At 34.5% G+C, this 24322-nt stretch carries 18 protein-coding genes, 1 pseudogene and 1 riboswitch; of the genes and pseudogenes, 11 read left to right on the top strand and 8 right to left on the bottom strand.

Annotation, left to right across the window (positions count from 1 at the left end; genetic code table 11):
• Positions 1-304: 304 nt before the first annotated feature.
• Positions 305-808, top strand: coding sequence for a type II toxin-antitoxin system Phd/YefM family antitoxin (locus ACYSNW_RS03730; RefSeq protein WP_461743114.1), 504 nt, complete (start codon positions 305-307; stop codon positions 806-808).
• Positions 809-969: 161 nt separating this feature from the next.
• Here the strand turns inward: ACYSNW_RS03730 and ACYSNW_RS03735 are convergent, their stop codons facing one another.
• From ACYSNW_RS03735 to ACYSNW_RS03745, 3 genes are all read right to left on the bottom strand, one after another.
• On the bottom strand, positions 970-1725 hold the full coding sequence (locus ACYSNW_RS03735; RefSeq protein ID WP_461743115.1) for a TIGR03915 family putative DNA repair protein: 756 nt from the start codon (positions 1723-1725) through the stop codon (positions 970-972).
• Positions 1718-3028, bottom strand: a complete 1311-nt coding sequence (locus tag ACYSNW_RS03740) for a putative DNA modification/repair radical SAM protein (RefSeq protein WP_461743116.1) — start codon at positions 3026-3028, stop codon at positions 1718-1720. Before ACYSNW_RS03740 ends, ACYSNW_RS03735 begins: the two co-directional genes overlap by 8 nt.
• Positions 3029-3202: 174 nt before the next feature.
• A complete protein-coding gene (locus ACYSNW_RS03745; RefSeq protein ID WP_461743117.1) occupies positions 3203-4012 on the bottom strand; it encodes a Cof-type HAD-IIB family hydrolase in 810 nt (269 codons plus the stop codon).
• A gap of 188 nt (positions 4013-4200) precedes the next feature.
• Between ACYSNW_RS03745 and ACYSNW_RS03750 the strand changes: the two genes are divergently transcribed.
• From ACYSNW_RS03750 to ACYSNW_RS03765, 4 genes are all read left to right on the top strand, one after another.
• Positions 4201-4782, top strand: a complete 582-nt coding sequence (locus ACYSNW_RS03750; protein WP_461743118.1) for a DUF1361 domain-containing protein — start codon at positions 4201-4203, stop codon at positions 4780-4782.
• A 70-nt stretch (positions 4783-4852) separates the two neighbouring features.
• On the top strand, positions 4853-7141 hold the full coding sequence (locus ACYSNW_RS03755; protein WP_461743119.1) for a bifunctional metallophosphatase/5'-nucleotidase: 2289 nt from the start codon (positions 4853-4855) through the stop codon (positions 7139-7141).
• A gap of 230 nt (positions 7142-7371) precedes the next feature.
• On the top strand, positions 7372-8778 hold the full coding sequence (locus tag ACYSNW_RS03760) for an NCS2 family permease (protein ID WP_461743120.1): 1407 nt from the start codon (positions 7372-7374) through the stop codon (positions 8776-8778).
• 283 nt (positions 8779-9061) lie between these two features.
• Complete coding sequence (locus tag ACYSNW_RS03765; protein WP_461743121.1) at positions 9062-10258, top strand: multidrug efflux MFS transporter; 1197 nt, start codon at positions 9062-9064, stop codon at positions 10256-10258.
• Positions 10259-10399: 141 nt separating this feature from the next.
• Here the strand turns inward: ACYSNW_RS03765 and ACYSNW_RS03770 are convergent, their stop codons facing one another.
• Entirely contained in the window at positions 10400-10591 is a 192-nt protein-coding gene (locus ACYSNW_RS03770) for a YjzD family protein (protein WP_461743122.1), read from the bottom strand.
• Between the two features lie 273 nt (positions 10592-10864).
• On the opposite strand from ACYSNW_RS03770, the gene dnaE reads away from it, so the two are divergent.
• From dnaE to ribF, 5 genes are all read left to right on the top strand, one after another.
• Positions 10865-14200 (top strand): DNA polymerase III subunit alpha, encoded by a 3336-nt coding sequence (gene dnaE, locus ACYSNW_RS03775; protein WP_461743123.1) that lies wholly within the window; start codon positions 10865-10867, stop codon positions 14198-14200.
• A gap of 172 nt (positions 14201-14372) precedes the next feature.
• Positions 14373-15335 (top strand): 6-phosphofructokinase, encoded by a 963-nt coding sequence (gene pfkA / locus ACYSNW_RS03780; protein WP_461743124.1) that lies wholly within the window; start codon positions 14373-14375, stop codon positions 15333-15335.
• Between the two features lie 128 nt (positions 15336-15463).
• The gene (gene pyk, locus ACYSNW_RS03785) at positions 15464-17221 is read left to right on the top strand and encodes a pyruvate kinase (protein ID WP_461743125.1); all 1758 of its coding nucleotides are present in this window, start codon (positions 15464-15466) and stop codon (positions 17219-17221) included.
• A gap of 188 nt (positions 17222-17409) precedes the next feature.
• A complete protein-coding gene (truB, locus tag ACYSNW_RS03790; protein ID WP_461743126.1) occupies positions 17410-18330 on the top strand; it encodes a tRNA pseudouridine(55) synthase TruB in 921 nt (306 codons plus the stop codon).
• Between the two features lie 23 nt (positions 18331-18353).
• Positions 18354-19295, top strand: a complete 942-nt coding sequence (gene ribF, locus ACYSNW_RS03795) for a riboflavin biosynthesis protein RibF (RefSeq protein ID WP_461743127.1) — start codon at positions 18354-18356, stop codon at positions 19293-19295.
• Between the two features lie 237 nt (positions 19296-19532).
• On the opposite strand, the pseudogene tenA reads toward ribF, so the two are convergent.
• The 4 genes and pseudogenes from tenA to thiD form a co-directional block, all read right to left on the bottom strand.
• Positions 19533-20156 (bottom strand): annotated as a pseudogene (gene tenA, locus ACYSNW_RS03800) (thiaminase II); the annotation flags it as partial.
• A gap of 49 nt (positions 20157-20205) precedes the next feature.
• The gene (thiE, locus tag ACYSNW_RS03805) at positions 20206-20844 is read right to left on the bottom strand and encodes a thiamine phosphate synthase (RefSeq protein ID WP_461743128.1); all 639 of its coding nucleotides are present in this window, start codon (positions 20842-20844) and stop codon (positions 20206-20208) included.
• A complete protein-coding gene (gene thiM, locus ACYSNW_RS03810) occupies positions 20834-21652 on the bottom strand; it encodes a hydroxyethylthiazole kinase (protein WP_461743129.1) in 819 nt (272 codons plus the stop codon). The genes thiE and thiM overlap by 11 nt, the downstream gene beginning before the upstream one ends.
• Entirely contained in the window at positions 21649-22461 is an 813-nt protein-coding gene (thiD, locus tag ACYSNW_RS03815; protein WP_461743130.1) for a bifunctional hydroxymethylpyrimidine kinase/phosphomethylpyrimidine kinase, read from the bottom strand. The genes thiM and thiD overlap by 4 nt, the downstream gene beginning before the upstream one ends.
• A gap of 79 nt (positions 22462-22540) precedes the next feature.
• Positions 22541-22638, bottom strand: a riboswitch (TPP riboswitch).
• Positions 22639-22953: 315 nt separating this feature from the next.
• Here thiD and hemW point away from each other — a divergent pair.
• On the top strand, positions 22954-24126 hold the full coding sequence (gene hemW / locus ACYSNW_RS03820; protein WP_461743131.1) for a radical SAM family heme chaperone HemW: 1173 nt from the start codon (positions 22954-22956) through the stop codon (positions 24124-24126).
• Positions 24127-24322 lie beyond the last annotated feature (196 nt).

Below are 24322 nucleotides of genomic sequence, written 5' to 3' on the forward strand. Positions count from 1 at the left end.
GAATCAAATCAATGTACTCTGCAAATGAAACTCAGTATAATAGCAATTTTCGCATTACCATTTACTCAGGTTATAAAACAATCGCTTAGAAACGAGCAATTGGACAAAATATCCGCTATTGTATTCGTTGCTTTTGTATCAGCCTTGCGCACTTTATTTTTTTGCGGCGAATATTTCTATGATTTATTTAGAAACTATAGTTGTAAAGTTCCTTGAGTTCTAGTTGAATTTCTCGAAAAGTAAAAAATCTTCCTTTTTTTTCAAAATGATATGATATAATCAGTTTTGGAAAGGATGTTGAAGAATGGCAGATACACAAAATATAGAACAACCCTCATACTCAATTACCCAATTAAAACAGTCACCAATGGCAGCTTTTGATTTAGCTGAAAAAGAAGGAACAGGTCTTTATGTTTATAATCGCGGGAAGGCTGTTGGTGTAATGTTGACTGTTGAACAATATGAACAACTTTCAAATAAAAAAACACTTGAAAATACAACATATGAAAAGCTAGAAAAATTAAATAATGCAATCCGTAATAAAATTTCTTTTGGTTCTTTGATTTCAACCAAGAATTTGGACGAACAACTAGTTTCATTAGGCTTTATTTCTAAAAGTGAACCAACCGAAGCAGATGATTATGAAGATGTGATTCAAGAAATCAATGAGACTGGTAAAATAGAGTATCAATTAGAAAAAAAAGAAGATCGTACGAATATTTTTGCGGAAGTAATTGGTGAACAAAGCAATACGTCACAACTTCCTGATAAATTAATTGTTAAAAAAATTCATTTAAGAAGTGAATAATTTAGAGCGCTGTTCAGTCAACTAAGCGAACATAAGAGAAGTTGTGCAAAAACAATAAGCTACAAATCATAAAAACCGTTTTAGTTTTTTGTGATTTGTAGCTTATTGTTTTTGCATATAGTAGAAGAGTTCTTATCAAGGGAGAGCTATTTCACATTCGATTAGTGGGAAGCAAAATCAATCATATTACTTCGATAACGTTTTGGTAAATGTGATAATTGAACTTTTTCATTTTTTCGTTCATCAATAGTGACAGCCTTTAAAAAAGTTAACCAATTTTCTTGAATTTCAGTTTCATTTTCGAGAGAATCGAAGACGGGTTGTTCACTATTTTCAATTAAAGAAATTTTTCCTTGATCTATAATTGCTAAAATGTGATGCGTTTCATCATAAATCATCAGTGTTTGATTTGGATATCTTTCGGCAAAATGCGGGCATAAAAAGGGAAGTGAAAGATGTTTGGGCGCAATTTTACTGTAAAGTAGATTGCCAACATACTCAAAACGAACAAAACCAGTATATAAATGAACTTCACTGAATAAAGATTTTAATGAATTTTGCAATGCTAGAACAGATGGATGACCTAAATGATTTGTCAAAAGGTCTGTCGTTTTTAAGCCAATTTGAATGGCATCGAGTAAGCAACGATCTTTATCTTTTAATGAACAGTAAAAACCGTTAATAATGAATTCACTATTTTCAATTCTCAATCGATTAAGTAAACGAACATATATTTTTTTCGCAATTCTTTCGTCTGTTTCAATTAATTTACTTTGAAATAACGATTCAATGGCTGTTTCCGAAGTAAGAATCGTTTCTGGGAATTTATTTTCTGAAAAAGCGTGGTAAACGACAGTCAAAAAACCATAAAATGAACCGTCATATTCCCATGTTTCACTACTTTTTTCATTATGCATAGCGAGCCTCTTTTCTTTTATGGAATTCAAAGCGTTCTACATCAAATAATGAGAGTTGTTCGTGGGTAGATTGACTGTTGGCTTTTTTTAGTGTTTCGTACTGACGGGAAGAGATTAAGGATGAAATCACCCATTCAGGATCATTAATCAAGCCAGCAGGTATCTTTTGATTACAACAGACGAAATACTGTGCTCGTTTAATGACGACGCCTAATTTCTTTAAATCACTTAAGTGGAGTTGATAATATTTTCTAGCCTTTACAATATTTTGGGCACTTTTTGGTCCGATACCGGGAATTCTAAGCAACATTTCATAAGAAGCAGTTTGGACATCTACAGGAAAACAATCATAATTTTGAACAGCCCAGTTTGCTTTGGGATCAAGATAAAGATTGAAATTTGGTTTTTCCGCCGTTAAAATTTCATCAGCTGAAAATTTATAAAATCGTAGTAACCAATCTGCTTGATAAAGTCGATGTTCTCTTAAAAGTGGTGGATCAGTTGTCACCGCTGGTAATAGCGAATCTTGATTTACTGGGATATAGGCAGAGTAATAAACACGTTTCAATTGATAGGTTTGGTATAATTTTTCTGAAATTTTCACGATTGAATAATCACTTTCTGGTGAAGCGCCAATAATCATTTGCGTTGATTGTCCAGCTGGCACAAAAGTATTTTGCTTTCTTAAGGCAGGTAAAAGTGATTGTTCCTTTTGTTTTGTGGCAATTTGTTTCATTGGTTTATATAATGCATAGGGATCTTTATCTGGTGCCAATAATTTGAGGCTTTCTCTAGAAGGTAACTCAATATTGACGCTCATTCGATCTGCCAAATAACCTAATTCTTCAATTAATCGTTCATCAGCTCCAGGAATCGCTTTTACATGAATATATCCTTTGAAACCTTTGTCAAAACGTAAAATTTTTAAAGTTTTAATTAATAGTTCAGTCGTGTAATCAACATTTTTGATAATGGCAGAACTTAGAAAAAGTCCTTCGATATAGTTTCGCATATAAAAATCCATTGTCAGATCAGCTACTTCTTGTGGGCTAAAAGTTGCTCTAGGAATCGTATTTGATTTTCGATTGAGGCAATAATGACAATCAAAAATACAAGCATTTGTAAATAATAGTTTTAACAAAGACACACAGCGTCCATCGCTTGTAAAAGAATGGCAAATACCGGCTGCAGCAGTGCTACCAACGCTTCCAGAACGAGAATTGTCTGTGACACCACTGCTTGAACAAGAAACATCATACTTAGCTGCTTCTGCGAGAATTTCGATTTTTCTAGATAATTCCATGATTGTTCCTCATTTCTAAAATAGTATACGAACATGCGTTCTATTTTAAGCGATAATAATTAAAATGTCAAAAAGAGTCACTAACAAAACTAGGGCTGTTTTGTTAGTGACTCAAATTTTTATATACAGTTATTCAAGATAGTTGCCTACTTAATTCAGTCGAAGACTATGATTTTAGTCTGCGATATCTAAATAGTTTTCTAAATACTTAGCCAATCCATCTTCATCATTGGTTTCAGTTGTGATATCATTTGCGACAGCTTTTGTTTTTTCAACACCATTTTTCATTGCTACACCCCAACCAGCATAATCCAACATTTCCTCATCATTGTGTTCATCGCCAAAAGCAATAATGTCTGCTCGTTTGATTCCAAGGAAATTAGAAACTTGTTCGACACCTTTCGCTTTTTGAATTCCTTTAGATACGATTTCTAGAATAGGTGTTGGTCCACCCCAAGTACGAACATCAATATAATCACCATATTGAGCCATTAGCGAATCAGAAACTTTTTGAGCTTCGCTATTGATGGTGCGAACCATCATTGAAGTCGGATCGCTAAGCAAATTTTTAGTTGTTAACAAATTATTTTCAGTTGCTTCAGAGGCAAAGAAATTCGCATCAAAATAATCCAGACTATCGATGAAAAAAGTTTCCTTATTTTCTGCTGCAACAAAATCTAAGTTTAAGGCTTGCTTTTGCGATAAAATATCAAAAACGAGGTCTCTTTGGATTCCAGTTTCTTTTTCATGTTCCCATTTTTTATTAGGAATGTGAACTAAAGCCCCGTTAAAATTGACCATTGGAGTGGTCAAACCAAGTTGTTTATAAAATTGATTACTCATACGGTATGGTCTGCCTGTGACGATACTTACATGATGACCATGTTCAATCGCTTTTTTTAATGCTTTTTCAGTTGAGGCACTGATTAATGATTGATTATTCAGTGTAGTACCATCTAAATCAATGGCTATTAATTTTTTCAAAGTATTTCCTCCCAAAGTCGTTTGTTTTCTTTCTTTAGTCTAGCATAAAATAGAAGAATAACAAGTTTATATGAAAATTTCAGAAAAGATAATTTTTGTGATAAACTGAATAGAAAGGAAGGTGAAAAAAGATAGAAACAAAAAAAGAATGGGAACTACGAATTGTTACTCTCGTATATTGTATTGGCATGTTTTTTGTTGCTAATAAGTTCGAATTGATGGCATTGAATGTGTTTTTAGCGTATATTCCAATTGAATTTTCTTATCAGTTTAAAAATAGAAAAAATAAGACTTTTATGCTAATACTAATGGGTTGGGTTTTGTTTTACCCAAATGCACCATATTTGTTAACGGATTTCTTTCATTTAGAAGAACTACATATTTACCAAGGAGTCAATGGAATTTTTGCTTTAAATAATGTTGATTGGTTTTATTTTTGTTTAATGACATTAGGAATTTGTATTTATAGTTTTTTAGGAATGCAAACGATTTTTTCTGTAGCTGATGAATTACAAAAACGAGGTTTTATTAAAAATAACTATCAAACGTTGATTTTTTATTTTGGGATTAATTTTTTATCTGGTTTAGCTATTTTTGTAGGGCGTTTTGATCGTTTACATAGTGTTTATTTATTTACAAGACCTTTTGAGACTATTTCTTTAGTTTTCTTTGAGTGGTCTGTCAGCAAGTTTATTTTTATTATGATATTTACATTCTTCCAATTTGCATTGCTAATTTTTTTAGACCGTTTAAAAAGTAGAAATAAGTGAGATTGACAGGCGATGTAAGAATAGTTATACTATTTAATAAGATGTTAGATAATAAAGGAGTTTATTAAAAATGAAAAAATGGCAGAAATCGGGGACTTTTGTCGTATCTTTAGGAATTATGTTTGGATTAGCTGGGGGGCTATTTTCATATACTGGCGTGGTCGCAACTGCAGAAACGACAACGAATCAAGAAGTAGCTAGAAAAACAGTTCCAATTCAAATATTGGGAATCAATGATTTTCATGGAGCGTTGGACACAACAGGTTCTTTTTATAATGATGAAGGAAAGAAAACAGAAAAAGCTGGAACTGTTGCTTTATTAGCTGGTTATTTGAACCAAGCTGAAAAAGATTTTACGACAAAGCATTCAAATGGGCAAACGCTTCGAGTTCACTCTGGTGATATGGTTGGAGCAAGTCCAGCTAGTTCAGCGTTACTACAAGATGAACCCACAATCAAAGCCTTAAATCAGATGAATTTTTCTGTTGGAACATTAGGAAATCATGAATTTGATAAGGGGTTAGCAGAATTCAATCGAATCATGACGGGGGGGAAACCTTCAGTTGAGTTAGATAAATATGGTATTTTGGCGAACTATCCTAGAGAAGCTTCAAAAGCGGAGATTGTAATTGGAAATGTCGTTAAAAAAGGCACAGCTGATCATCCGGAATTTCCTTATAATTGGAAACCGTATACAATCAAAGAAGTTGGGGAAAATGATAGTAAGGTCAAAATTGGCTTTATTGGTGTTTTAACAACGGAAGTACCAAATCTAGTTTTAAAAGAACATTATGAAGCGTATGACTTTTTAGATGAAGCGCAAACAATTGCATATTATGCCGAACAATTAAGATTGCAAGGTGTTCATGCGATTGTTGTTTTAGCACATATACCTGCTACCAGTAAAGGTGACGTTGTTAGCGGAGATGCAGCAGATATTTTGAATAAAGTGAACACGATTGATCCAAATAACAGTGTAGATGCACTTTTTGCTGGGCATAATCATCAATATACAAATGGTGTTGTAAATAAAACACGCGTGGTTCAATCTACTTCTCAAGGCAAAGGATTTGTGGATTTGCAAGGAGAAATTGATGTAGAAACACAAGAATTTGTAGATATTCCAAAAGCGGAAGTTCGTGCGGTCGATCCTGCTGCAGCTAATGCACCTGAAAAAGATAAGGTTGTTGAGGCAATTGTCAAAGATGCGCAAAAACGTGTTGAGCCAGTAACGAATAAGAAAATCGGAACGGCAAAAGAAGCGGGGAACATTACACGTGAACTGAATGAATTTAAAGAATCAGCACTAGGAAATTTAATTACAGATGCCCAAGTTGCTATGGCGAATGCTCAGGGAAGTCAAGTGGACTTTGCGATGACTAATAATGGTGGAGTTCGTGCAGATTTAGCAGTTGGAGATAATCAAGAAATTACCTGGGGAGCGGCTCAAGCAGTACAGCCATTTGGAAATATTATGCAAATCGTTGAAATGACAGGCGCTCAAGTAGAACAAGTTTTAAACGAACAATATACGCAAAGAGAGCTTTATAATTTGCAAATTTCTGGCTTAACGTATACGTATGTAAAAAACGAAAATGAAACTCAACCGTTTGTGGTTAAGGATATTTATAAAAAAGATGGTACTCTAGTTGAGTCAAATCAAGTCTATCGTGTAGTAATAAATGACTTTTTATTAGGCGGTGGAGATGGTTTCTCTGGGTTTACAGGATCTAAAGTAGTCGATACGATGCAATCTGATACGGATACATTTATTGGCTATATTGAAGCTAAAGAAGCCATAGGAGAGCCGATTACGGCTTCAGTGGAAGGTCGTAAAAAATTGGTAGATGCTAAGGAAGAGACACCTCAACCTGATGAAACAGCTTTAGCAAAAGAGAAAATTAGAAAAGCGACTATTTTTGATCCACTGTATGAAGATGATGATTTGTTACGTGGGGTCACTTTGCCTAATGCTAAAGTAATATTATTCCCTGAAGAAGTTTCAATTGCTATCTTAGAAGGCCAAGAGGATATTCCAGAGGCAAAAATCGTTGCAAATGCTGATGGGGAAGGCTTTATTCGGATTAATGTGCAACCTTTGAAATTACAAGGAAAGAAAAAAATCACTGCTCTTGTTGTAGATGAAACTGCAAATAAAGTAGCCTTTTCAATTGATGTTTTACCAGCAAAAGTTTTGAATGAAACAACAACTAGTTCGACAACTGTTGGTACTGGAAATACGTCTGGAAAAGAATTACCTCAAACAGGCGCACATGAGGAAGGATTAGCTCTAGTTGGTTTTGCTATTGTAGGGAGTTTGTCTGTTTTTGAAGTGCGTCGTAAGGTTAAAGTAAAATAGGTTGTTATTCGTGATTGTAAAGAAAGATAAGACAAATTAATTGTTTTATCTTTCTTTTTTGCTTTCATTTTAGGGAAAGACGAACATTGTTTGTTTTTATTTAGATAAAGTTAATTTTTTAGTTGAATTATACGAAAGGCTAATTTATACTCAGTAAGTATTGTTAAGATATGAGAAGGCTATTATTTTATTGATCTGAAATATTGTGAATAGAGGAGAGAATTATTTTTATGGAAAAGTTTTTCAAATTGAAGGAAAATCATACAACCATTTCTACTGAGGCGATGGCAGGGGTTACCACATTTTTTGCAATGAGTTATATTTTATTTGTAAATCCTTCGATTTTGTCACAAACAGGGATGCCATTTCAAGCGGTCTTTTTAGCAACAATCATTGCTTCCATAATTGGAACATTAATCATGGGATTATTTGCAAACGTTCCTTATGCGCAAGCACCTGGTATGGGGCTAAACGCATTCTTTACTTTTACTGTAGTTTTTGGTTTAGGTTATACTTGGCAACAAGCATTAGCAATGGTATTTATTTGTGGACTTGTCAATATCCTGATTACCGTAACGAAAATACGAAAATTGATTATTAAATCGATTCCAGAAAGTTTACAGCATGCGATTGGTGGCGGGATTGGTATTTTTGTTGCCTATGTCGGATTTAAAAATGCGGGTTTACTTAACTTCACAATTGAGGCAGAACCTAACAATGGCGTTGTAAACGGAAGTAATATTGTTCCAGCTTTAGGGAATTTCAATAATCCCGAAATTATTTTGGCTGTTATTGGTTTAGTTTTAACAACTGTTCTAGTCTTATTAAATGTTCGTGGAGCAATTTTATTTGGGATTGTTGCAACAACCTTGATCGCCATTCCATTGGGTGTGGTTGATTTATCTGCGGTTAATTGGCAAGAAAACTCATTAGGAAGTTCATTTAAGGATTTAGGAGTGACATTTGGAGCAGCTTTTGGAGCGGATGGTATGCAATCATTATTTAGTGATACAGCCAAGATTCCTCAAGTAATCATGACCATCATTGCATTTAGTTTATCCGATACGTTTGATACAATTGGTACCTTTATTGGAACAGGTCGTCGAACAGGGATTTTCTCGAAAGAAGATGAGTTGGCGTTAGAAGATAGCAAAGGATTTTCTACTAAGATGGATAAAGCTTTATTTGCAGATGCTGCTGCAACTTCAATTGGAGCGATTTTTGGGACGTCTAATACAACTACTTATGTTGAAAGTGCAGCTGGAATTGGTGCTGGTGGACGAACTGGTTTAACATCAGTTTTCGTTGCAATCTTATTTGCTTTAAGTAGCTTATTCTCTCCATTAATTGCAATTGTTCCTGCACAAGCAACGGCTCCAGCTTTGATTTTAGTGGGTGTAATGATGTTGGCTTCATTCAAGGATATTGAGTGGACTGATTTGGAAGAAGCAATCCCAGCCTTTTTTGCTTCAGTATTTATGGGATTAAGCTATAGTATCTCTTATGGAATTGCGGTTGGATTTATTTTCTTTGCAATCGTTAAAGTAACAAAAGGCAAAATCAATGAGATTTCCCCAATTGTTTGGGTAATTAATGCATTATTCATTTTGAACTTTATTATTTTAGCAATTCTGTAGAAAGTAAATTATCAGTTAACTATTATCGAGAAAATTTGGTTGTTTCCAAATAATTTCTAGGTAAGTGTTAATTAAACAAATAGATAATTAGAACCAAGAGGCTAAAAGGTGACGACTTCTGTTACTTTCTAACCTCTTGTTTTCATTTTCAGATGACTTTTACGTACAAAGTAAATTTTAATTCAATACTTTTTTCAATTTAACGATAGTTTCATAAATTTCTTTGAGAGATTCTGATTTTTGGAGTATAGTAGAGAAGAATAAGTGTGAGGTGCAAAGGAAAATGAGAATCGATTGGAAAAGAAATTTGATGGTCGCATGGTTAGGTTGTTTTTTTACTGGAGCAAGCATTAGTTTAGTGATGCCATTTATTCCAGTTTATATCGAACAGTTGGGAACGCCTAGCAATCAAGTAGAACTGTTTTCGGGATTGGCGATTTCAGTAACTGCATTTGCTGCGGCAATTGTTGCACCTATTTGGGGAAATTTGGCGGATCGAAAAGGACGGAAACTGATGATGATTCGAGCTGCAGCGGGAATGACATTTACGATGGGGTCATTAGCGTTTGTTCCCAATGTCTATTGGTTGTTAGTGATGCGTTTTTTTAATGGAATTTTAGCAGGTTATATTCCTAACGCAACGGCAATGATTGCTTCTCAAGTACCTAAGGAAAAAAGTGGTTGGGCATTAGGCACGCTTTCGACAGGCGCTGTGGCTGGCAGTTTGATTGGCCCTTTGATGGGTGGTGCTTTAGCCGAATGGTTTGGTATGCAAAATGTATTTATTATTACGGGACTCTTTTTATTAATCACGACGCTACTGACTATTTTTATGGTCGAAGAAAATTTTAAACCAGTTGAAAAAACAGATATGGTTTCAACAAAAGAAATTTTTGGTCAAATGGATCATTTATCTATATTAATTGGTCTTTTTATCACTACGCTGATATTACAACTAGGAATCACAAGTATTAGTCCAATTTTGACACTATATATTCGTTCATTAAGTACAAATTCAGGGAATATTCTTTTCGTAAGTGGATTAATTGTTTCAATTGCTGGTGTTTCAGCAATTATTTCTTCACCTACACTGGGAAGAATTGGAGACCGTGTAGGGAATCACAAAGTTCTTTTAGCAGGATTGCTATTATCATTTGTGTGTTATGTTCCAATGGCTTTTGTGAAAACCCCCTTTCAATTGGGCGTTCTACGATTTATTTTAGGCTTTTCAACGGGAGCGTTGATGCCGTCTATTAATACGTTAATTAGTAAAATCACACCTTCAGAAGGGGTGAGTCGTGTTTATAGCTATAATCAAATGTTTAGTAATTTTGGACAAGTGTTAGGTCCAATGGTGGGTTCCACAGTAGCTCATGCTTCGGGCTATAGTGCTGTGTTTATTGTGACAGCTTGTTTTGTGTTGGGGAACTTCTTATTATCATTATTTAATTTTCGTAAAATCCTCAAACAAAAGATTTAATTAAATGAGTTTGAGACAGAAATGTTGTTCAAAAAAATAAAAAAGCGCATATACACAAAAATTTGTAAATAATTTTCGTGTATATGCACCCTTTTTTTATTGAACGTTTATGTTTTGAACTTTCAATCGTTAAAAGTTCAATTAATTTGAATTTTTTGTTGCTTCTTTTTTAGGTAAAGCGAAATGACCAATCAATATAATAATAATGCCTGTCACTAAAGAAATAATGGTAGTCAGCATAAAATCATAGCTTCCATTAGTCAGTGCACCACCGATATAACCGACTACTTGTCCTAGTAGAAAAGACCATAATAATACAATGATGTAACGCATAACAGCACCTCTTTTCTAGCTATTAGTTTAGCATATTTTTTTTAAAAGTAAAGGAAGAACAACGATGGAAATGACTTATTTTTCTTTTTTCGAAATTTGTTGCTAAGTCTTTTATTTTTTTCGAGAAATTTGTATAGAAAAAACTAATTTTTGTGGATGCAATTTTCCTTCCATTTCAATAGTAGATTGTTTTGGTCATTTTCAGTTATAATAGGTCAAGAGAACTAAAAAAATTGTGTTTTGCTTATACATACTATGTAAAGGAGTTATCTTATGACTTTCCCACAATTATATACAATGACTTCTTACTCTTTATTATCAAGTACGATTCGGATTGCAGAATATGTCAAATTAGCCAAAAAAATGGGTTATAAAGCAATTGCAATTACTGATTTAAATGTCATGCATGGGGCAATTGAATTTTACGAGGCATGTCAAAAAGAAAATATCCAAGCAATTATTGGATTGACTTTAGAATATATAACAGATGATTCTGAACAAGTAGCTAAAATTGTTCTCTATGCTAAAAATTTAGCGGGGTATCAAAATTTAATGCAAATTTCTAGTGCTAAAATGACCCAATCCGTTAATTTTAACATAGAAGTAGTAAAAGATTTTTGTTCTGATTTGTTTGCAATAATGCCAGTTGAGCAAGGCGAAATTACTTTTGCTTTTGAACAAAAAAATAAAAAACTAGATAAAATAGTTGAGAAACTGACTTCGTATTTTGATATAGATTCATTTTTTATTGGCACGACAATCGATAAGAACCCACAAACTAATTACCCACTATTTCATTATTTTGATACGCATAATTTACCATTGGTTGCATGGCAAAAGGTTTGCTATTTAACGAGCGATGAAGGATTTGCTTCAGAGGTATTGAAACATATCAATGATGGAACTCAAATGAATATCAGCATAAACACTAATGCGATAACAAAACAAGGGACAGAGTTTTTACGTGATTCTTCAGAAGCTCAACAACAACTAACTTCTTTACTTGGTGAAGAAGCGATTGCTAATGCTGAATCAATAGTTGGGAATTGTTGTTTGGAAATCCCTTTACATCAACGTTTGTTGCCTCATTATCCGTTAGAGGATAATCAAAATGCTGGTGACTTTCTGGAAAAGCTTTGTTGGGAACGACTTAATCTACGTGTACCTGATCATACGGAAATTTATGAAGAACGGTTAAAAAAAGAATTGACGATTATCCATGAAATGGGATTTGATGATTATTTTTTGATTGTTTGGGATGTAATGGATTATGCCCATCGAAAAAAAATAGTAACAGGAGCGGGACGAGGGTCAGCAGCAGGCTCATTGGTTTCCTATGTATTATCAATCACAGATGTTGATCCGATTAAGTATGATTTATTATTTGAACGTTTTTTAAATCCAGAACGCCGTTCAATGCCCGATATCGATCTTGATATTCCGGATGACCGACGAGAAGAAATCTTAGCCTATGTGAGAGAAAAATATGGGCATCATCATATGGCTCAAATTGCAACATTCGGTACGATGGCTGCCAAAATGGTTTTAAGAGATGTTGCACGAGTTTTTGGCTTATCACAAAGTGAATCAAATCGTTGGTCAGCAGCAGTTCCGAATGCACTCAAAATGACATTGAAAAAAGCCTATCAAGAATCAAAAAAATTAGTTGAACTCGTTCAATTAAATGAGACAAATCGATTGCTTTTCGAAACCGCTGTTCATTTAGAAGGTTTGCCTCGACATGTTTCAACTCATGCAGCAGGAGTAGTGATTAGTGATAAGAACCTATTAGAATTAATTCCTTTACAACCTGGTTCAAATGACATTCTTTTAACACAGTTTACAATGAATGATGTAGAGAAAATTGGTTTACTCAAAATGGATTTTCTTGGATTAAGGAATTTATCGATTATCGATCGTGCAGTCAAGGCGATTCGTCGGGTGGATCATACTGAAATCATTTTGAATCAAATTCCATTAGATGATACTGAAACATTGCAACTTTTCCAGAAGGGTGAAACCAGTGGTGTATTTCAGTTTGAATCAGCAGGGATTCGTAATGTCTTAAGAAAATTAGGTCCAACAAGTATTGAAGATATTGCAGCGGTTAATGCACTATACCGACCAGGACCGATGCAAAACATTGATTTATTTGTTCGTAGAAAGAAAGGGTTGGAAGCAATTAGCTATCCAGATCCTATTCTAGAACCCATTTTGAAAAATACTTATGGAATTATCGTTTACCAAGAACAAATTATTCAAGTAGCTTCTGAAATGGCTGGTTTTTCTTTAGGACAAGCGGATATTTTACGTCGAGCAGTGAGCAAGAAAAAGAAAGATGTTCTAGACGAAGAGAGAAAGCACTTCGTAGCAGGTGCTTTGGCTCAAGGTCATAAAGAGGAAAACGCGAATACTATCTATGATTATATTGAGCGTTTTGCGAACTATGGCTTTAATCGATCCCATGCGTTTGCGTATTCTTTCATAGGATTTCAAATGGCGTATTTAAAAGTTCATTATCCTGCAGCTTTTTATACTGCTATTTTGCATTCAGTCAGACATAATCCAAATAAAATCAAAGAGTATATCGGAGAAGCGCGGAAAAATAAGCAAGAAATCGTTTCTCCTTCGATTAATAAAAGTCATTATAGTTTTTATCTAAGTGATCAAAATGAAATTATGTTTGGTTTTAGTTCATTAAAAGGAATTCGACGAGATTTCATTCAACATATATTAGATGAACGAAAAGAACGGGGATTATATCGCTCTTTTGATCAATTTTTGCTTCGGTTATCAGGAAAATGGCTTAAGAAGGAAATGATCGAGCCTTTAATTGCAATCGGTGCTTTTGATGAGTTGTCACCAAACAGACGACAATTAATGGACGACTTAGATGGCAAAATTCAAAACATTGTCTACAGTGGTGGGAGTGAGGATCTGTTCAAAACGTTGGAGTTGAAAGAAGTTGAGGTTGCGGACTATGCGTTGGAAGAAAAATTAGAATTAGAAGAACAATACTTAGGCGTTTATTTATCTGGACACCCGACAGAAGAATTTAAGAAAACACGTTTAGCGAAACAAGTTATGATGGTAAGCGATATTGCTCAAGGAAGACAAGTCCGTTTGCTAGTTTATGTTAAAGACGTCCGTGTAATTCGAACGAAAAAAGGGGAACAAATGGCTTTTGTTGAAGTGGATGATATGACAGGATCATTGTCCTTGACTGTTTTCCCGACGGTTTTTAGAACACTTCGCAACAAAATCGAAAAAAACCAAGTCTATTTCGTTGAAGGAAAAATTGAAAAAAGCAATTACAATCAGGAGTTACAACTTCTAGTCGATAGAATCATTCAAGCAAATGAAATCGAGCAGTCGATTGCAGATGTAACTTGTTATTTAAAAATTCCTATTGGAGAAAATGAGGCACAACACTTAAATCAAGTACATGAAGTGATAAAAAAAAATAAAGGCTTAAGCCCTGTTGTTCTATATTATGAATCAAGTAAAAGGAAACTGGTTTTAGGAGAAGAAAATTGGTTGGATTATTCTGACACGGTAGAAGAGCAGTTACAAGGGATTTTAGGCGTTGGAAATGTTGTTTTCAAATGATTTACAGTAAAAAAGACTATTTGTTTTCATTTTTTTAAATTTTTTCTTGTTTAGCCAAGACATTTTGTTCTATTAATGGTAAAATGAGTGACGTGATACGATTGGATCAATTAAAAACTGTGACGTTCTTATTCGTTGCAGCTAAAGTATATTATATGAGGTGAAAGAACGAATGAAACGTATCGGTATTTTAACCAGTGGAGGAGACGCTCCAGGAATGAACGCTGCGATTCGTGCAGTAGTACGTAAAGGTATTTATGATGGGATTGAAGTTTACGGAATCAATTATGGTTTTGCCGGATTAGTTGCTGGAGACATCCGTCGCTTAGATATCGCTGATGTTGGCGATAAAATCCAACGTGGTGGAACTTTCTTATACTCTGCTAGATATCCTGAATTTGCAACAGAAGAAGGACAATTAAAAGGTATCGAACAATTGAAAAAATTCGGTATCGAAGGTTTGGTTGTTATTGGTGGAGACGGCTCTTATCATGGAGCAATGGCGTTGACTAAACGCGGTTTCCCAGCTGTTGGGATTCCTGGGACAATTGATAATGATATTCCTGGTACTGATTTTACGATTGGATTTGATACAGCAATCAACACTGTATTGGAATCAATTGACCGTATTCGTGATACAGCAACTTCTCATGTTCGTACATTTGTTATTGAAGTAATGGGACGTGGCGCTGGCGATATCGCATTGTGGTCTGGAGTTGCGGGTGGAGCGGATGAAATTATTATTCCCGAACATGATTTTGATATGAAAAATGTAGCGAAAAGAATTCAAGAAGGACGCGATCGTGGTAAAAAACATTGCCTAATCATTTTAGCTGAGGGTGTAATGGGTGGAAATGAATTTGCTGAGCAATTATCTGAACATGGTGATTTCCATACTCGTGTTTCAATCTTAGGACATGTTGTTCGTGGTGGATCTCCAAGTGCACGTGATCGTGTATTGGCTAGTAAATTTGGTTCTTATGCAGTTGAATTATTAAAACAAGGTAAAGGCGGCTTATGTATTGGTATGTTAGAGAATGAAGTTGTTTCTGCTAATATCGTCGACACGTTGGAAAAAGGGAAACATAAACCAGATTTATCACTTTATGACTTGAATAAGGAAATTTCATTCTAAAATAAGAGCGAGATTTTGAGCTAGTTGTTGTAGTCAATTAGCGATGTCTAAAGAATAGTTATTTTAAACAGTTATAATTGGCTTTATAAGCTTTTGTATAAACAAAAATCGAATAGGAGCGTTTTGTAATGAAAAAAACGAAAATCGTATGTACGATCGGACCTGCTAGTGAATCAACAGAGATGCTAGTAAACCTAATTAATGCTGGCATGAATGTTTGCCGTTTGAACTTCTCACATGGAGACTTCGAAGAGCATGGTAACCGCATCAAAAATATTCGCGAAGCTGTAAAAATCACAGGTAAAAGAGTTGCTATTTTACTTGATACTAAAGGTCCTGAAATCCGTACGAATGACATGGAAAATGGCGCAATCACAATGAAAATTGGTGATTCAGTTCGTATTTCTATGACAGAAGTTTTAGGTACAAACGAAAAATTCTCAATTACGTATCCAGAATTGATTAATGATGTAAATGTTGGTTCACATATTCTTTTAGACGATGGTTTAATTGATTTAGAAGTGACGGATATCGATCATGCAGCAAACGAAATCGTGACTTTAGTTAAAAACGAAGGCGTATTGAAAAATAAAAAGGGCGTTAACGTTCCTGGTGTATCAGTTAATTTACCTGGAATTACTGAAAAAGATGCAGCGGATATCCGTTTTGGGATTGGTCAAGGAATTGACTTTATCGCAGCAAGTTTTGTTCGCCGTGCGACTGACGTTTTAGAAATCACTAAAATTTTAGAAGAAGAAAACGCTACTCACATCCAAATCATACCTAAAATTGAAAACCAAGAAGGAATCGATAACATTGATGAAATATTGAAAGTTTCTGATGGTTTAATGGTCGCTCGTGGAGATATGGGTGTTGAAATTCCAACTGAAGATGTACCAGTTGTTCAAAAAGAATTGATTAAAAAATGTAATGCTTTGGGTAAACCAGTTATTACAGCGACTCAAATGTTAGATTCTATGCAACGTAACCCACGTCCAACTCGTGCGGAAGCAAATGACGTTGCCAATGCAATCTATGATGGAACTGATGCAGTAATGCTTTCTGGTGAAACAGCTGCTGGAGACTACCCATTAGAAGCGGTTCAAACAATGGCTCGTATTGCAGTTCGTACAGAAGAAGCGTTAGTAAATCAAGATACATTTGCTTTGAAATTATATAGCAAAACAGATATGGCTGAAGCAATCGGTCAATCAGTAGGACACACAGCTCGTAACTTAGGAATTCAAACAATTGTTGCGGCAACTGAATCTGGACATACAGCTCGTATGATTTCTAAATACCGTCCAAAAGCACATATCGTTGCAATTACATTCTCAGAGCAAAAAGCGCGTAGTTTAGCTTTATCTTGGGGTGTTTATGCAACTGTTGCGAACAAACCAGCTAGTACAGATGAAATGTTCAATTTAGCTGCAACCGTTTCTCAAGAAGAAGGGTATGCTAACGAAGGCGATTTGATTATTATCACTGCTGGTGTTCCTGTTGGTGAAAAAGGAACGACTAACTTGATGAAAATTCAAATGATTGGTTCAAAATTAGTTCAAGGACAAGGAATTGGCGAATCTTCTGTAATTGCTAAAGCAGTTATTGCGAATACAGCTGAAGAAGCTGTTGCAAACACAACTGAAGGCTCTATTCTAGTTGTTAAAACAACAGATAAAGAATATATGCCTGCAATTGATAATGCAGTAGCCTTAATCGTTGAAGAAGGCGGATTGACTTCTCATGCTGCAGTTGTTGCGATTGCTAAAAATATTCCAGTTATTGTTGGAGCTGAAAATGCAACAACCTTGATTGCCAGTGATGAATTGATTACTGTAGACCCTCGTCGTGGTATTGTATACCGTGGCGCTACAACAGCAATCTAAAAAATGAATTAACGATAATAAGCAATTATGAGAGACTTGACTGTGGTTGAGCTCTTATAGTTGCTTTTTTATTATATTCATTTATTTCAGAAAGTTATCTTTACATAGAATTTTGAAATGTGAAAAATTCGTTCGTTCTATGCTATAATAAACAAGTTAATAATCAGAGTAGATGTTGGAGGGAAATGATGGACGGTATTTTACCATTATGGAAAGAACGCGGCATGACAAGTCATGATTGTGTTTTTAAATTACGGAAAATTTTACATACAAAAAAAATAGGTCATGGAGGAACCTTGGACCCAGATGTTGCTGGTGTATTGCCGATTTGTGTTGGCAAAGGGACCAAAGTGATCGAATATATGGTTGATTCAGGGAAAGTTTATGAAGGAGAAATCACAATCGGGTGCGCAACAACCACTGAAGATGCGAGTGGTGAGGTGGTTGAAAGAAAAAAAGTAACTGATCCATTAACGAGTGAGGCAATTGATCAAGCAATGGCTAAAATGCTTGGTGAAATTACGCAGATTCCACCTATGTTTTCCGCTGTTAAAGTCAATGGAAAACGATTGTATGAGTATGCTCGAAATGGCGAGGAAGTAGAACGTCCCATTCGAAAAGCGATGATTTATGCGTTTAAACGAACGAGTGAACCTGTATTTAATGAACAGTTAGGAACACAAAGTTGGCGCTTCAAAGTTAGTTGTGGGAAAGGGACGTATGTGAGAACCTTGTCTGTTGATACAGGCGAACTATTAGGGTACCCCGCGCATATGTCAGATTTGACTCGAACGTCCAGTGGTGGTTTAATGGCTGATCAATGTTTAACATTAGAGCAAGTTGCAAATAAAATGAATGATCAAGAAATTGATCAAGTGTTGTTGCCAATCGAAACGGCTATTCAACAATTTAAACGAATTGATCTTTCGACTGCACTTTATCAAAAGGTGAAAAATGGCGTTTTCCTATCGTTGAATGAGTTATCCTTAGTTGAAATTCCTAATGATTTGGTTGCACTATATTTTAATGAGCAAGTAGTAAGTTTATATATGGCGCATCCGACAAAGCAAAATATGTTAAAGCCGAGTAAGGTTTTACGCAATAATTAATTTATAAAGAAAGAAGATTGAAAATGAAAATAGTTCCGATTCGGCATCCTTATCGCCAAGAAGATATTATCAATGAAGAAGTAGTTATGGTTTTAGGTTTTTTTGACGGTGTTCATCTGGGGCATCAAAAAGTAATTGAGACGGGTAGAAAAATTGCGGATGAACGTGGTTTGAAATTAGCTGTAATGACGTTTAACCAACATCCGTCGATTGTTTTTCAAAAGGTCTTACCTGAAAATATGAAATATTTAAATAGTTTGGATCAAAAAGAACGTTTAATGGAGAAAAATGGTGTAGATATTTTGTATGTTGTTGATTTTACTTCGGCATTTGCTCAACTAGCACCACAAGAATTTGTCAATCAATATTTAGTAGGATTAAATAGCAAAGTAGCGGTTAGTGGTTTTGATTATACGTATGGTCCTAAAGAAATTGCGAATGTTGAGCTGCTTCCAAATTATGCTCAAAATCGATTTGAAGTTGTAACTGTTGCAAAAGAAGAATGTGATGGAGACAAGATCAGCTCTTCTCGGATCAGAGAAGAAATGGAAAAAGGGAATATGGCAGAGGTAACTAAATTACTTGGTTACGTTTATGAAATTGAAGGTACGGTTGTTCATGGAGATGCTAGAGGTCGTTTGTTAGGTTTCCCAACTGCGAATATCAAAATTAAAAGCACGGTTCGATTACCTAGAATTGGTGTTTATGCAGTTGAAATAGAAATTGGTGGGAAATGGCACGTAGGTATGGGATCGATTGGACACAATGATACGTTTGGTGATGGTCGAGCATTGACTGTAGAAGTTTATATTTTGAATTTTCATGAAAATATATACGGTGAACAAGTACGTGTTCGCTGGAATCATTATTTAAGAGATCAAGTGAAATTCGATCATGTGGAAAAATTAATTGCACAATTAAAACAGGATGAAATAGATACGGCAGCTTATTTTACAAAAAGTTAGAGTGGAGTAGAACGGTTAGCCGTAATACAATAAGAAGATATTTTTATAAGACATAGCGTACGGAAATGAATAGATATGAAAAATACCTACTTGGATATCAAAAAAATGAGCAACACCAAGTAGGTAGTATTTAATATCTAAACGAAATTTTTCATGGACCTTATTATTTTTGAAACTAAACGATTTTATTTTGAACTTAAGAAGTTATTGTTTCTTCTTACATACAAACCTACTCTTCTAGAAATCCATTTTTTTATGATAAGCCATTTCCCAGAATAAGTTTTCAAATTTTACGCTATTAGCAAAAATATTAATAATCTCTTGTGTTTCTTTCTCGGACTTAGCTGCAACCAATGTATCGAGGGAACTAAACATCCAGTCAAAAGAATCGTTAAAATTAATATCGGCATAAGTATCAATCCAAGCTTTATAGGGATTATTAATTAATTGTTCTTGATATTTCTGTTTGAGACGGCTAGCATAATCGCAATAAACCCATGCGCAAGGCAAAATAGTAGCGATGATTTGTGCTAAGTCACCTGTTTGGCCAATAGCGAGCATATTAGCTGTATAAGTCTGATTAAAAATTGAAGGACGTATATTGGTTATTTCATCTGAAGAAATACCGTGATTAAGCATGTGGTTACGATGGAGATCAAGTTCAGAATTTAGAATATTATATTGTCCATTTACAAAGTGTTTTACTATATTAGGGTCATTTGATTTAACAACACCCAAAGCAAAAACTTTTGCATACTGAAATAGATAGAGATAATCTTGTAATAAATAGAATTGAAACTTGTCGATAGCAAGTGTACCTTGACCTAATTCTTGAACAAATGGATGGAGATAACCAGCTTCCCAATCAGATTGGCAGTGTTTTTTTTATTTTTTAGAAAATGACATGTCTTCACCTCGTAATTGTTTGATTGATTAGTGATAAAAGATTTTCACTTGCAGTTTTGATATTTTTATTAGCTAAAATGGCTGAAATAACAGCAAAACCTTGGATATCGTAATTTTTAAATTCCGAAATTGTTTGAGCATTTATCCCGCCAATTACTATGATAGGAATAGAAACAACTTCTACTATTTGTTTCAAAACTTCTTTACTAACTAAAATAGCGTCTTTTTTTGTTGTAGTTGGGAACATCGCGCCAACTCCTAGATAATCTGCTCCTGCTTTTTCTGCCTCAATAGCTTCTTTAACGGTTTGTACAGAAGCGCCGAGAATTTTATTATTTCCAATTATTTCACGAACTTTTTTTACTGGCAAATCAGACTGGCCAACATGGACACCATCAGCATCGCAAGCTAAAGCAATATCAATGCGGTCGTTAATAATTAAAGGCACCTGGAATTCAGTTGTCATTTTTTTTGCAAGAAGAGCTTCTTGATAAAAGGTTTTAGAATTAAGCTTTTTTTCGCGTAATTGCACAAAAGTCACCCCTCCTTCTAGCGCTTCTTGTAAAGCTTTTTGTAACGTAGTAGTGCTTAGTAATTGCCGATCAGTAATCAAGTAAAGACGATAATCTAGCTTAGTTTTCATAGAAGATTCCTTTCTCAATGAGTTTTTCTGCCTCTAATAAACTTATTTTATCAATGATGGCAGTTCGAAGACTACCGGTTCCTTGATTAATTGTTTTGTTGGCAGCTTGTTCACCAGCAATTCCCATAGAAATTAATGCTACTGCTGTACTATAGAGCGATTGATTTGGGTGACAAGCGCAAAAAACTGCAATAAGTGAGGCGGACATACATCCTGTCCCAGTAATGTGACTCATTTTCTCGCAGCCATTCTCTATTAAAATCATTTGATCGCCATTTGTTACGATATCTATTTCACCTGTAATAGCAATAATACATTGATATTTTTTAGCCATTTTCTTAGCTACTAGTTGAGTTTCTATTTCTCTTTTTAAATCTTCTGCTGAAGCATCCACTCCATTTGTGTTACTAGTTGCACCAGCTAAAAACCTAATTTCTGAACGATTTCCTTTAATGACAGTAAAACGAATCTCTTTTAATAGTTTTTTTACGGTTTCATTACGAAGGGTTGAAGCTCCAACTCCGACTGGATCTAGAATAACAGGAATCTGTTTTTTGTTGGCAGCTTTTCCAGCTGAAATCATAGAAGGAATCGTTCGGTCATTCAATGTACCAATATTGATTACTAATGCATTTGAATGTTCAATTATTTCAGCCACTTCGTTTCTATCATCTGCCATGATTGGAGAAGCCCCAATAGCTAAAGTAATGTTTGCGCAATCATTTACAGTTACATAATTCGTAATATGATGTATCAAAGGTTTTTTCGTGTGGATTTTTTTTATTGATGATAATATAAACGTTTTCATTCGCTTGTTTCCTTTCTTAAACCATTTTTATATAATGAATAAAAGTGATTCGTGGGTCCATGTCCTGAACCAATAGGTAAAGAATGCTTAATGGCCATCGTAATATATTTTTTAGCTTTGTTGATTGCTTGTTCTGGAGTATTTCCTAGAGCCAATTGTGAAGCGATAGCTGAAGAGAAAGTGCAACCTGTTCCGTGAGTGTTTTTTGTATTGATTCGTTCTGAAGTATAATGATAAAATTTTTTGCCATCAAAAAAAACATCAGTAGCTTCGCCAGTTTTATGGCCGCCTTTGATCAAAACCGTTGTACCAGACAAATCGTAAATGAGTTGACTTGCTTGTTCCATGTCATTGAGAGTTACGATTTCTTTTTGACAAATCTTTTCAGCTTCTGGAATATTTGGTGTAATCAAACTTGCTGCTGGTAAAATTTTTTCAATCAATGTTTGAATTGCTACTGGTTCCATCAGTGCGTCACCGTTTTTTGCATACATAACTGGATCTAGAACAACATGTTTAGGATGCCATTTTTTTAAACTTCTAGCGACTGCTGTAATGGTTTGTTTATTTGATAACATGCCAATTTTTACAGCCTTTGGTGGTAAGTCTTCAAATACAGCGTCAATTTGTTCTTGGATAATTTTTGGTTTAATATCCTGATAGGAAATCACACGAAATGTGTTTTCTGCTACGACGGAAGTAATCACGGACATCCCATAAACACCATGTGCAGCAAATGTCTTTAAATCAGCTTGAATTCCAGCCCCACCACTACAATCTGATCCTGCAATACTTAATACTTTCTTCATTCCAGTTCCTCCTTAAAAAATAAAAAAGACATTTTCCAGATTAATTAGGAAAATGCCTTGTTTGTTTTGATTTCGACTTAAACAACGGACATCTGCTCCCTACGCTGGTATCAACCAACAGGTTCAAAGGGTCAGGTTTTACCTTCTCAACGCAAATGCGTCCCCCTGCAAACAAAATCATATTCAATTACACTCACATAATAGCAGAAGTTTTTACTAGAAGCAATTTTATTCTCTATAAAAAGTTTTTTTGTTTCAATCTCTTCTCTGATAAGTGTAGAAGCTGAAAAGTTTACTTTATAAAATGGTTGATTAAAATCAATTAAATTCCTTTATATTTATTATGGTTTTGAAGTATGTTAAAATAGCTGATAGGTTTTAAAAAGATAGTAATGCCATGATTTTGATATAAAGAAAAAAGATTTTTGACTTAAAAAAAAGCTGCTTTGTTACGCCGAATTTCACTATAGAATTTTAAAAGGAAATGATCAAATGATAAATAAAATAAATCAAAGACAGGATAAGATTTCGGCTTACATTCACATTCCATTTTGTGAGCATATTTGCTATTACTGTGATTTTAATAAAGTTTTTTTGGAAGGTCAACCGGTGGATGAATATATTCAAGCGCTACTGAAGGAAATTCAATTGACTAAAGAGCAATATCCTAGTCAAACAACTGAAACAATTTATATTGGTGGTGGAACACCGACTTCTCTATCAGCAAAGCAATTAGCTGTTTTGTTAGAAGGAGTCAGGAAATCACTACCATTTGATGAAAGAAATGAATTTACAGTTGAAGCAAATCCAGGTGATTTAACCCAAGAAAAACTACAAGTTATGAAAGAGTTTGGTGTGAATCGTTTATCAATGGGCGTTCAAACGTTTGATGATCAGTTACTAAAAAAAATTGGTCGCAAACATACAGCAAAAGATGTATATGATACAATGACATTTTTGGAAAAAGAAAATTTTTCTAATGTTAGTATTGATTTGATTTATGCATTACCAGGTCAAACATTAGATGGATTTCGTGATACTTTGCATCGAGCGATTGAATTGGATTTACCTCATTATTCTCTGTATTCATTGATTTTAGAAAATAAAACAATGTTTATGAATTGGGTCAGACAAGGTCGGTTGCAATTGCCGAATGAGGAAGTGGAAGCACAAATGTTTGAGGAAACAATCAGAGCGATGGAAAAAGGAAACCGTCATCAATATGAAGTGAGCAATTTTTCGATACCAGGAAAAGAAAGTCAACATAATCTGGTTTATTGGAACAATGAGCATTATTATGGATTTGGTGCTGGAGCAAGTGGTTACTTAGGACATACTCGCTATCGAAATCGTGGGCCTATTCAACATTATTTGAAACCGTTAAGAGAAGGCGTTTTACCTACGGTTGAGGTTGAGAACTTAAGTCGTTCAAATCAAATAGAGGAAGAAATGTTTTTAGGCTTGCGCAAGAAATCTGGTGTTTCAAAACAAAAATTCCAGGCGAAATTTAACCAACCGATTGAAGAAATTTACGGCACGGTTTTAGAAAAATTGATTCAAAAGGAATTACTAGAAGAGCAAAATGATTACTTGCTTTTGACAGAAAAAGGATTATTTTTAGGAAATGATGTTTTTGAAGAATTTCTATTGGAAAAAGAACAATGAAGTAATGTAACAATGGTTTTTAATAGATATTAAAGTCATAAATTAGCTGATTATACTGAGTTTGTCGAATAAAAATAGCGAATTAGCACTCTTTTGCAAAGAGTGCTAATTTTTTTGAGTTTTCGCTTGACAAGTTGAATAGAACTTGGTATATTTATATTTGTAATTAGCACTTGAAAGACAAGAGTGCTAATGA

This window comes from Enterococcus sp. LJL99 (assembly GCF_054871725.1).